Source organism: Candidatus Phytoplasma pruni (assembly GCF_013391955.1).
In the GTDB taxonomy this organism is placed as follows: Bacteria; Bacillota_I; Bacilli_A; order Acholeplasmatales; family Acholeplasmataceae; genus Phytoplasma.
Map to the genome: position 1 here is coordinate 1 of NZ_JABUOH010000064.1, position 11,545 is coordinate 11,545.

Annotated in this window: 12 protein-coding genes, 1 tRNA gene and 1 pseudogene; 13 read left to right on the forward strand and 1 reads right to left on the reverse strand. The window is 28.7% G+C overall.

Going from position 1 to position 11,545, the window contains the following annotated elements; translation table 11 throughout:
- Nucleotides 1–451, reverse strand: a pseudogene (locus HR065_RS03075) (hypothetical protein); the annotation flags it as partial.
- Between the two features lie 420 nt (nt 452–871).
- Here HR065_RS03075 and HR065_RS03080 point away from each other — a divergent pair.
- From HR065_RS03080 to HR065_RS03140, 13 genes are all read left to right on the forward strand, one after another.
- Nucleotides 872–1,384, forward strand: a complete 513-nt coding sequence (locus HR065_RS03080) for a hypothetical protein (protein ID WP_178734426.1) — start codon at nt 872–874, stop codon at nt 1,382–1,384.
- A gap of 426 nt (nt 1,385–1,810) precedes the next feature.
- Nucleotides 1,811–3,388 (forward strand): ribonuclease Y, encoded by a 1,578-nt coding sequence (rny, locus tag HR065_RS03085; RefSeq protein ID WP_178734427.1) that lies wholly within the window; start codon nt 1,811–1,813, stop codon nt 3,386–3,388.
- Nucleotides 3,389–3,466: 78 nt separating this feature from the next.
- Complete coding sequence (locus tag HR065_RS03090) at nt 3,467–4,237, forward strand: TIGR00282 family metallophosphoesterase (protein ID WP_178734428.1); 771 nt, start codon at nt 3,467–3,469, stop codon at nt 4,235–4,237.
- A gap of 50 nt (nt 4,238–4,287) precedes the next feature.
- Complete coding sequence (miaA, locus tag HR065_RS03095; RefSeq protein ID WP_178734429.1) at nt 4,288–5,169, forward strand: tRNA (adenosine(37)-N6)-dimethylallyltransferase MiaA; 882 nt, start codon at nt 4,288–4,290, stop codon at nt 5,167–5,169.
- Nucleotides 5,169–5,741 carry an elongation factor P gene (gene efp, locus HR065_RS03100; protein WP_178734430.1) on the forward strand — a complete coding sequence of 191 codons (573 nt, stop codon included), beginning with the start codon at nt 5,169–5,171 and terminating at the stop codon, nt 5,739–5,741. The genes miaA and efp overlap by 1 nt, the downstream gene beginning before the upstream one ends.
- A 120-nt stretch (nt 5,742–5,861) precedes the next feature.
- Entirely contained in the window at nt 5,862–6,533 is a 672-nt protein-coding gene (gene cmk / locus HR065_RS03105) for a (d)CMP kinase (RefSeq protein ID WP_178734431.1), read from the forward strand.
- Nucleotides 6,530–7,849 carry a ribosome biogenesis GTPase Der gene (gene der / locus HR065_RS03110; protein WP_178734432.1) on the forward strand — a complete coding sequence of 440 codons (1,320 nt, stop codon included), beginning with the start codon at nt 6,530–6,532 and terminating at the stop codon, nt 7,847–7,849. Before cmk ends, der begins: the two co-directional genes overlap by 4 nt.
- The gene (locus tag HR065_RS03115) at nt 7,846–8,823 is read left to right on the forward strand and encodes an NAD(P)H-dependent glycerol-3-phosphate dehydrogenase (protein WP_178734433.1); all 978 of its coding nucleotides are present in this window, start codon (nt 7,846–7,848) and stop codon (nt 8,821–8,823) included. The genes der and HR065_RS03115 overlap by 4 nt, the downstream gene beginning before the upstream one ends.
- 228 nt (nt 8,824–9,051) lie before the next feature.
- Nucleotides 9,052–9,327, forward strand: a complete 276-nt coding sequence (locus HR065_RS03120) for an HU family DNA-binding protein (protein WP_178734434.1) — start codon at nt 9,052–9,054, stop codon at nt 9,325–9,327.
- A 76-nt stretch (nt 9,328–9,403) separates the two neighbouring features.
- Complete coding sequence (locus tag HR065_RS03125; protein ID WP_178734435.1) at nt 9,404–9,604, forward strand: hypothetical protein; 201 nt, start codon at nt 9,404–9,406, stop codon at nt 9,602–9,604.
- A gap of 236 nt (nt 9,605–9,840) precedes the next feature.
- Nucleotides 9,841–9,990, forward strand: a complete 150-nt coding sequence (gene rpmG, locus HR065_RS03130) for a 50S ribosomal protein L33 (protein WP_017192518.1) — start codon at nt 9,841–9,843, stop codon at nt 9,988–9,990.
- 18 nt (nt 9,991–10,008) lie between these two features.
- Complete coding sequence (locus HR065_RS03135) at nt 10,009–11,271, forward strand: aminopeptidase P family protein (protein ID WP_178734436.1); 1,263 nt, start codon at nt 10,009–10,011, stop codon at nt 11,269–11,271.
- Nucleotides 11,272–11,316: 45 nt separating this feature from the next.
- Nucleotides 11,317–11,390, forward strand: a tRNA-Cys gene (locus HR065_RS03140).
- The last annotated feature ends 155 nt before the right edge of the window (nt 11,391–11,545 follow it).

Below are 11,545 nucleotides of genomic sequence, written 5' to 3' on the forward strand. Positions count from 1 at the left end.
AGATAGGGTCTGGGGTTAATGTCGGAAAGTGTTGCGGGAGCTGTCGTGGTTTTTGTCGGTTTGTCGACGATGAGGTCACAGTCGTAGATGTAGTCGATGGAACTATTGGGGGCGTAGGAGGCGACTTTGATGTATTTTCTGTTGATGGGGTCATTTTCGGAGACCAGTTGAGCGAGGTGATCGTTGATTTGCCCAAGTTGTATTCTTTTTGGAGGGGGGCGGTATCGACATATATTTGTTTATCATCTTGGGAGATATTATTGTTGTTTATCGTTTGGGAAGTCTTTTCTGGAACAGAATTAAGGACAGGAGTTGTCTTTTGAAAGCTTTTAAACCACTTATAAACGCTAAAAAAAGAAAAAACAGATAAAATTATCACTATTACAATAAAAGCGGTTATTTTGATGTTTTTCGGCTTTTTTATCTTAAGCCATAAATTGTTTTTCTTCATAATTTTTTTCACTTTCTATCCGATATAACTCCATTATACGTTTTTTTGATAAGATCAAAGGCCTTTTTGCTAAAAAGTTCAAAATAAAAGCTCAAAAGAAAAATTCAAAACAAGAAGAAAGAACTTCACTCCGGTGTTTCAATCTTATTTAGATAAAACCACTAATTAAACCTTTTATAGGGCAAAAAATATTATAAACCAAAAGATAATAAAGTCATTTTTCTTATTTCTATAAGTCAAATGTTAATATATAATATTAAAGGATAGTTAAATTTTAAATATTTGTAAAAATTTTTACAATTTTATAAACTTTCCAACTTAAACATAAATTAACAATTAAACCTTAAAAACTTAAAATTAAACCTTAAAAACATTAAAAAAATAAATAATCCCAAAAAAGAGGAGTTTTAACTAAAAAAATTGACAAACAAATTTAATTCTAAAAAATTAATCATTGGGTCGCTTTCGATAATAGCGATTTTAATGGTTGTTTTTTCAGTCCTTTATATCAACGCTTTTGCTGCGGAAGAAACTACAACCGAAGAAGCAAACACAGAAGAAATAGTTTCCGAAAATACACCTTTAAGCATAGAAACAGAAGAACAGATGACAGAAAGTTCTGATTTAACGCCTCCAAAATATTCCCCAACCACGCCAGAAGGTAAAATTAAAACAGACTCTAGTGCAGACTTATTGGATAAATTCCAAAATTCACCACTATTTCATAAAATACAAGATAAAACAATCGCTTTAGGTCAAAATGTATTAGACCAAATGAAACAAAAAATATTGAACCCATCCAAACCATCTAAAACTAATATAGTAGAAGCTAAAAAAGAACCTTTGCATAAAACATCTCTTGCACACAAAAGCAATAAATTATCTCAGAGTATGGATAAAAACAAGAATTTATTTTTAAAAATTGGACAATAACTTTTGAATTGGAGACCTTCTTTAGGACAATCATAAACAAATTAAAATTTTTTTAATTTGTTTATTTTTTATATATCCGCATCATAACAAAGAATTCCGGGCAAAGAGTGAAAAAACATTCTACCCTTTTATCGTATTTATAGGACTTTCGGCCTTTACAATAATGTTGTTTTATGGTATAATATTTTTTTTACAATCCTAATTTAGAATTAAGATAAAAAAAGATAAATTAATTTTTAAAAGAAATTTATTTAAAAAATAAATAAATGTTTTTTTAATTCCAAAGAATGGTTTATAATAAGGATAAGTTATTTTTGTTTGATAAAAAAAATTATTTTCATTAATAACTTAATTTGAATCGTGTTCTTTCAAGAATAAAAATAAAAAAAACACACATATGTAAAAAAGGGAAGGCATACAATTAAAATGTTAACAGGAACAAATTTATGGTTCCTTGCTTTGGTTGTTCTGCTCTTAATCTTATTAACTGCGGGAGTTTATTATTATTTTTTTCATTATCGGTTTAAAATTCAAAAAATGCTTCAAAACACCAATAAAAAAATCAAAGATAAAATAATAAATTCTCAAATATTAGCCCAAGATCTCTTATCAGAAGCTAAAAAAGAAATTTATTTATTAAAAAAAGAAACAGAATATGATTTAAACCAAAGAAGAAAAATAATCGTTAATTTAGAGGAAAAAATAATTTATAAAGAAGACTTATTGGCTTCTCGAACTAAATATTTAAATGAGAAAGAGGAATTATTGTTTTTTAAAGAACACAATATCAATAAACAAAAAAAAGAAATTGAACACCTTCAAAGCAAGATCCAACAAATTATTAACCAACAACAATCAAAATTAGAAGAAATAGCTTCTTTAACTCAAGCTAAAGCGCAAGACATTTTAATGGAAGAGGCAAGAGCATTAGTTGCCCAAGATATGATGTTTTTAGTTAAAGAAAAAGAAGAAGAGTTGAAATTTAAAGTTAAAAAACAAGCCACTAATTTATTAGTTTCCACGATGCAAACTTTATCCCGAGATATTTCTTCCGAACATAACGTAGATATCATTTATTTTGAAAATAATGATTTAAAAGGTCGTATTATCGGTAAAGAAGGAAGAAATATTAAAGCTTTTGAAATCATCACCGGAGTTGATCTAATTATAGATGACGTTCCTAACACAGTTATTTTAAGTTCTTTTGATTCTATCAGAAGAGAAATAGCCCGAAGAACTTTAGAAAGTTTAATTGTAGATGGTCGCATCACTCCAGCTAGTATTGAAAAAACCTTTAATAAAATGAATTCTGAAGTAGATAATTTTATCCAAGAAATAGGTGAAGAAGCCGTTTTAGAAACTAAAGTAGGTTTTATTCACAACGATTTAATCCAATTATTGGGTAAATTAAATTTTCGAACTAGTTATGGACAAAATGTTTTAAGACATTCTGTGGAAGTAGCTTTTATAGCTGGTAAATTAGCCGCTGAAATAGGTGAAAACGAAAGTATTGCCAAAAGAGCCGGTCTTTTACATGATATAGGAAAAGCCCTAGATTACGAAATAGAAGGCAGTCATGTTAAAATTGGTGTGGATTTAGCGACTAAATTTCAAGAACCCGAAGAAGTAATAGATGCTATAGCATCTCATCACGAAGACGAAGAACCAAAAACTGTTATAGCTGTTTTAGTGGCTATTGCTGATGCAATTAGTTCTTCTCGCCCTGGAGCACGTAGAGAATCAATCGAAAATTATATCCAAAGGATAACTCAATTAGAAGAAATAGCCGATAACATTAAAGGAGTTGAGAAATCTTACGCTATTAGATCAGGTAGAGAAATAAGAGTAATTGTTAAACCAGAAGATATTGATGATTTAGCAACTTTTTTGATAGCCGAACAAATTAAAAACCAAATTAAAAAAAACATCAATTACAACGGAAGCATTAAAATAACAGTTATTAGAGAATTTAGAGTGACCGAAACTTTTGACGTTAATAGTTAAAAAAAGTTATTTTAAATGATTATTGGGTTAATTATATTAATTCAATCAATGAGGAAAAATAAAATAAAGGAGCAAACGATGAACATTCTTTTTGTCGGAGATATTTGTGGCAAATCAGGTGTTGATTATTTAATGGAAAAAATCAACCTATTGAAAAAAAAATATAATGCCGACATGGTCATCGCTAACGCCGAAAACGTAGCCGAAGGACAAGGGTTAAATTACGAAAATTACCAAAATTTAACTCTTTCGGGAGTTAATTTAATGACTATGGGGAACCATACTTGGAAACATGATTCTTTAGAAAATTTTATTGATCATTCTAACGTTATTCGTCCGGTTAATGACGAAAGTAAGAAAGTGGGAAGTGGTCATAAAATCGTTAAATATCAAAATAAAAAGATATTGGTGATGAACGCTTTAGGAAGAGTTTTTATGAATAACGACTCTTTATCTTCCCCTTTTACTGAAGTAGATAAAATTTTACATGAATATCGCGACCAATATGATTATTCTTTATTGGATTTTCATGCTCAAGCGACTAGTGAGAAAATCGCTTTAGCTCATTATTTTGACGGAAGAATCGATGCTGTAGTGGGAACTCATACTCACGTCCAAACTAACGATGATCGCATTTTGCCCAAAAAAACGCTTTATATATCTGATGTAGGCATGACAGGCCCTTTAGATGGCGTTATTGGTCAAGATAAAAACATTATTATTAATAATTTTTTAAATACGAAAAACAAAATGAAACAAAAAAACGCTGAAGGAAAAAGACAATTAAATGGTGTTTTATTGACCTTCGGCAAAGAGAGAAAAATTACTAAAATTAAATATAGCGAATAAATTAATTATCGCCTATTTAGGTCTCAATCTGAAAGAAATTAGAAAAGAATGTGAAAAAAATTATAGTTATTGCTGGTCCGACCACATCAGGAAAGACCGCTCTTTCGATCAAATTAGCTCAACATTTTCAAGGTGAAATAATTAACGCTGATTCAGTACAAATTTATCAAAAATTTGATATTGGTTCAGCTAAAATCACGTTAGAAGAACAAAATAACATTAAACATCATTTGTTAAACATTATTTCGCCTAAAGATTGTTATAATATTTATGACTTTCAAAAAGATGTCAGAAAAATTATTCCTCAAATTGATGTCCCTTTTTTAGTGGGCGGAAGTGGTTTATATATTAAAGCTGCTCTGTTTGATTATGAATTTGAAGGAAAAGCTTTGCCTAACAATTATTTAGATGAAAAGGCTGATATTGAGGAACTACTTCAAGTAGTGAAAGAAAAAGATCCTCATTTGGTTTTAGATGAGAAGAATCCTCACCGTATTATCAGCGCTTATCAACATTTAAACCAAAGCAAATTAAGATCTGATAAACAAGGCAAAAACACGCCTCTTTTTGATTTTTTAGTGATTTACTTAGATATCGATCGCAAAATTTTAAAACAAAGAATCATTTTAAGGTTAGAACAGATGTTAGCAAAAGGTTTTATCCAAGAAGTCGAAACTTTAACCAAAGATTATCCTCAAGCTAATTTCAATATTATCGGATATCGGGAAATAAAGTTATTTTTAGAAGGTCAAATAACTTTAGAAGAAGCTAAACGCTTAATTATTTCCAAAACTTTTAAATACGCTAAAAGGCAAAAAACATGGTTTAAAAACCAAATAAAACCTTTATTTGTGATAGATGCTTTATCAGATGATTTAGAAAATCAAGCTATTAAGATAATTGAAAAATTTTTAAAAAAGGAATCCAACTAATGATTAGTACAAATGATTTTAAAACAGGCCAAACCATTAAACTAAATAACCATATTTACCAAGTTATTGAGTTTTTACATGTTAAACCAGGCAAAGGGGCGGCTTTTGTACGTAGTAAGCTTAAAAACTTAAGAACTGGCGGAATTATCGAACATACTTTTAATTCTGGCATCAAAGTAGAAACAGCGTTAATTGATAAAAGAAAATTAAAATTTTCTTATATTTATGATGAAAAATACGTTTTTATTGATGAGACAACTTATGAACAAGTGGAAATACCCCAAAAAACACTAAAAGACGCAGTTAAATATTTAGCTGAAGAAATGGTGGTAGAAGTGGTTTTTTGTGATGAGAAAGAAATTTTAGGCGTTTCTTTGCCAGATAAAATCTCTTTAAAAGTGGTTCAAACCGATCCTGGAGTGGCTGGTGATACTAAAAAAACCACTGCCTATAAAGACGCTGTTTTAGAAACAGGTTTAACGGTTAAAGTGCCTATTTTTATCGCTCAAGACGAAACCATTATTGTGAATACAGAAACAGGGCAATATGTCTCTCGAGACACAAGCAAATAATTTTAAGAATAAACTTTGAAATAAAAAAAGAAAGATATCTCAATATCATATGGGACGAAGATTTCCACAATTCATCAACTCAAAGAAAGAGAATCAAAAAAACGCGGAGAATGTTATAATATGTTAAGTTTTAAATTAGCTATTGATGGACCAGCTGGTTCAGGTAAAAGTACTATCAGTCAATTATTATCCGATACATTAGGATGGTTTTATTTAAATACAGGTATTTTATTCCGTATTTTGACTTATTATGTTTTAAAGAATAAAATACCTTATAAAACTCCAGAAGACCAAAAAATCTTAGTTCAAAGGTTAGAAGAAGCTCATATTAAATTAGCTGATAATATCTTTTATTTGAATAATGAAGATTTAACGGCTCTTTTAAAAGATAAAGAAATAGAAAAAGAAATTTCTTTCATTTCTTCTTTAGCCGTAGTGAGAAATAAAATTTTTAATTTACAACAAAACTTAATCCAAGAACATCCTTTTATTATTATGGACGGAAGAGACATCGGCACCGTTGTGATGCCTAAAGCTAATTTAAAAATTTTTTTAACAGCTTCTGCGCAAATGAGAGCTCTTAGAAAACAAAAAGAATTATTCGCTAAAAAACAAAAAAATATTTCTTTAGAAAGTATTGTGGAAAGTATTGAAGCGAGAGATAAACAAGATATAGAAAGAGAATTAGCTCCTCTAAAAAAAGCCGAAGATGCTTTATTATTAGATACGACTGATATGTCTATTGATGAAGTGGTGCGATTTATAGAAGTTAAAATAATGGAAAAATTATGAATTTTAAAGTAGTTATTATAGGGCGTCCTAATGTAGGTAAATCGAGTTTATTCAATCGTATTTTAAACGAAAGAATCTCGATTGTTTATGAAAAAGCAGGGACGACCAAAGATCGTATTTATTCTAAAGCTACCTGGTTAAACCAAAGTTTTTCTTTGATTGATACTGGAGGAATTGAAATTGAAAATGTCTCTATTAAAGAACAAATTAAACATCAAGCAGAATTGGCCATTAATGAAGCTCATTTGATTATTTTTGTTACCGACGGTCATACGAGATTAATTCAAGAAGATTTAGATATCGCTAAACTGCTTTATAAAAAAAATATTCCTATTATCGTAGCAGTCAATAAAATCGATAATATTAATTTTATTGAAAATGTGTATGATTTTTATTCTTTAGGTTTTGATGAAGTAGTGGGAATTAGTACTCATCATGGGATTGGTATTGGTGAATTATTAGACAAAGTAATCGCTCATCATCCTCGCAAAACAGATGTCAAAATTAATGATGAAGAATTAAGGTTTTCTTTAATAGGGCGACCTAATGTAGGAAAATCCACCTTAACTAACGCTTTATTAGCACAAGAAAGAATGATTGTTTCTGATGTTCCTGGCACCACTACAGACGCTGTGGACACTGTTTTTCAAAAAGACGGTAAAACGTATCATATCGTGGATACTGCTGGTTTAAGAAAAAGAGGCAAAATTTATGAAAAACAAGAAAAATACAGTTCTTTAAGAGCTTTAAGTGCTCTGGAAAGAAGCGATATTGTTTGTTTTGTTCTGGATGCTAGTCAAGAAATTTCTGATCAAGACCGTAATATTGCGGCTATGATTTTTAACTATGCTAAACCATGTATGATTGTAGTGAATAAATGGGATTTAGTGGAAAATACTGATAAAGATATGAAAAAATTTGATGAAAAAATCAAAAATGAATTTAAATTTTTTGATCATGTTCCTATCGTGTATGTCTCAGCTTTTAATAAAAAAAGAATTCATACTTTTTTCCCTGTTTTAGAAGAAATCTTTTATAATTATCACCAATCTTTTAGCGCGACCCTTTTGAACGATATTTTGCATGAAGCGACTCAAATGAATCCACCTGCTTTATTTAAAGGCGGAAAGGCTAAATTTTATTTTCTGAAACAAACAGCGACTAAACCGCCAGAATTCATTTGTTTAGTGAATAATCCTGATTATATTCATTTTTCTTATAAAAGATATTTAAACAACCAATTGAGATTACACTTAGAATTAAGAGGATTACCGATTAAAATGATTTTTAAAAAGAAAGAAATGGATTTGTTATGAAAAAAATCACTATTATGGGCGGTGGAGCTTGGGGTTCTACTTTAGGACAAGTTCTGACCGACAACCAACATCAAGTCTTAATATATGATAATAACGAAACATATATTAATAAAATTAACAACCAACAACATCCTATTTTTGATTTATCTTTGCAAAAGATTGTTGCTACTAATGATTTAGAAAAAGCTTTGAATTTTGCAGATATCATTGTTTTATGCATCCCTGCTCAAAAAATGAGAACTTTTTTACAACAAATTAATCCTCTTTTAAAATCCCCCAAAAGCTTTATTAATGCATCTAAAGGGATTGAAACTAAGAGTAATAAAATGATTTTTCAAATTACTAAAGAGGAAATAGCTCCTGATAAATTGCAAAATTATGCTTCTTTATTAGGTCCTTCACATGCGGAAGAAGTCATTTTAAGGCAAATAACTTTTTTATTGTCTGCTTCTGATGATAAAGCTTTTAGCGAAGAAATAGTGGAAATGTTTTCTAATCCTCGTTATTTGAAGATCAATCCTTCTGATGATGTTATGGGATCGGAATTATGTAGTGCTTTTAAAAACGCTTTATCTTTGGTAAGTGGTATTGTAGATAATGATGATTTTCAAACTAACGCTAAAGCGGCTTTTATCAGCTTAGGCATTACAGAAATGAAAAAAGTGTTAGAAGCTTTAGAAATGAAAACTGACATTGTTTTAGGTCTTTCGGGTTTAGGCGATTTTATCGTGACCGCTTTTAACGAAAATTCACGTAATTACCAAGCGGGTAAAAAAATCCGTTTAGGGATGGATTTAAACGATATTTATGCTAATTCTTTTCAAACTATTGAAGGAGTTAACAATTTAAAAGTTTTTTATGAATTATCTATAGAGAAAAACATCGCTTTACCTATCATCCAAAGCGCTTATCAAGTGGTTTTTGAAAAAAAACCCCTAGAAAATATCTTATCTAAGATATTAGAGACAAAATAAAACAAAAATAAATGATTTTGTGTTAATAAAGAGTAATTGTGTGTTAAAATCAAGTTAGATTCATGTTGTTTTTGAAAAAAAATAAATTATTATAAACATAAACAAGATTTTCACTTTTGAAAATAAATGAATCCATGTTATTTTTTGTAGTTGATAAAAGATTTTTTTGTTAAAATACAAGTAGATTTGCAAATATAAAAGACAAAATAGAATTAAAGGAGATTAACATTGACCAAATCAGATTTATTAAATGCAATGTCCGACAAATTGGGCGTTACTAAAAAAGAAGTAGAAAAATTTTTACTATCTTTAAACGAAACAGTTGAAGAAGGGTTACATAAAAATGAAAAAGTAATTCTTCCAGGATTAGGAACTGTTCAATTAAAACACCGTAAGGAAAGAAAATGTAAAGTTCCTAAAAGTGAACAAGTTTTAACTGTGCCTGCACAAGATGTTCCTGTTTTCAAAGTAAATAAAAAATTTAAAGAAATATTTAAAAAATAATTATATAAAATATTTTGTTTTTTCTTTATAATTCTTTAACATAAAGTTATCGAAAGAAGGATAAATTGGTAGATATATGGCTTTACATAATAATGATAATCATCTCATCGGTGAAAGAGTAAAAGTTGAAAACGAAAAAGAAATAGGAGTTGTTACTCGTATTGATTTTGACAATGGACTTATTTATGTTTTATTTAAAAGAATGAGAGAAGTTATTTATAATTATCCTGAAGTTTTAGAAAATAACACTATCAAACCTTTTTTATTGAAAAAATAATCTTTTCCATTAAATTAAATTTTTATTTTAATGTCGTTTTATCAAAGAAATAGTTGTTTTTATAAAGGCTATTTTTTTTATTTATTAAAAAAATATTATTCTTCTACTGAAATAATTCTCAATAATAAATAATAATTTATTATTTAATAAAAACTTTTTCATGAGTTTTTATGGTCCTTATTATTGAGGATTATTTTTAATGAGTTAATAATATAAGAAGTTTAGAGGGTATAAAAATGAGTGAATTAGTAAAATTAGTTTGTACAGATTGCGGTAGAGAGCATTATTACACTTACAAAAATAAAAAACAACATCCAGGACGTTTAGAATTTAATAAATATTGTCCGTCTGAACGTAAACACACTATCCAAAGAGAAAAAAAATAAAAAAGTTGGATTTAAAAAATGTCTGTATTTTATCAAAAAAATCGTCAATCATTGCTTAAAAAAATTGAGAATAATAGTCTAGTATTGTTTTTTTCTGATCAACATCAGTTTAACGAAGAACTTTCCACTACGGCGGAATTTGAAGTTAATAAAAATTTTTATTATTTAACTGGCATAGAACAGAAAAATGTAGTTTTATTGATGGTTAAAAAAGCACAAAAAGAAGAAGCTTTTTTGTTTTTAGATCCAGTAGATCCTGTGAAAAAATTATGGGATGGAGAAACATTAAGTTTCGCCAAAGCTGCGGAAATAAGTTCTATTCCTGTTAAGAATTGTTTAGACATTAACCTTTTGGAAACGTTTGTATTTTCTTTATTAAATACTGTGAAAATTAGTAAATTTGGTTATATGGAAAATATTTATTTAGATTTATCCAAATTTAAATTAAAAGACAATCTTTCTGTATCTTTAAAAATGGCTAATTTAATCCAAACAAATTATCCTTTTTTAAGAATAAAGGATCATTGTCATTTGGTAGCAGATTTAAGAATCACTAAACAACCAGAAGAAATCGCTTTAATTCAACAAGCTATTGCTTTAAATAAAACAGCTTTAGAAGGAATAGCGCAAAAAATGCAACCAGGTTTATATGAATACGAAATTTCGGCTTTTTATCATTATGTTTTAGAAAGTCATGGCGCAACCAACTCTTTTCACACTATTGTGGCTTCTGGCAATAATGCGACTATTTTGCATTATAACCAAAAAAAGAGTCTTCTTGGGGCGAATGATTTAGTTTTGATAGATTGCGGAGTTCGTTATCAAAATTATACTTCTGATGTTTCTCGTTGTTTCCCTGCTAGTGGAAAATTCACCCTTCAACAAAAACAAATTTATGAAATTGTTTTAAAAGCGAATAAAAAAACTATTGAATGGATCAAACCAGGACATACTTTTGCTGAAATGAATCAATATGGTAAACAAATTTTAAGCGATGGGTTAAGCGAATTAGGCTTTTTAAAAAAAGACGAATCTATTGATAAATATTGTTATCACGGTTTAGGCCATTATTTAGGCTTAGAAGTTCATGATGTAGGTAATACTTTTGAACCTATTAAGGAAAATAGTATTATCACCATTGAACCAGGTTTATACTTACCAGAATTAAATTTAGGCATCCGTATTGAAGACGATGTTTTAGTTAGTTCCAACGGTAATGTTAATTTAACTCACAATATTCCTAAAGAAATAGATGACATTGAAAAATTAATGACCAAATAAATAGCTATTATTTATAATAGTTATTTATTTTGTTGAAGCACAAATGGCCCTGTAGCCAAGTGGTAAGGCGTGGCTCTGCAAAAGCTTGATCATCGGTTCAAATCCGTTCAGGGCCTCCAATCATATAAAAATTAAGAATTAAACGAATGGTAAATATATCGAAGGATATATTTATTTCCTCCAATTATAAAGGTATAAAAAAATAATTTATCTGTATTAGTTTTTAATTTAATATAGGCGAATTATCAACATAACAAATATCTTTTTTTTTTTT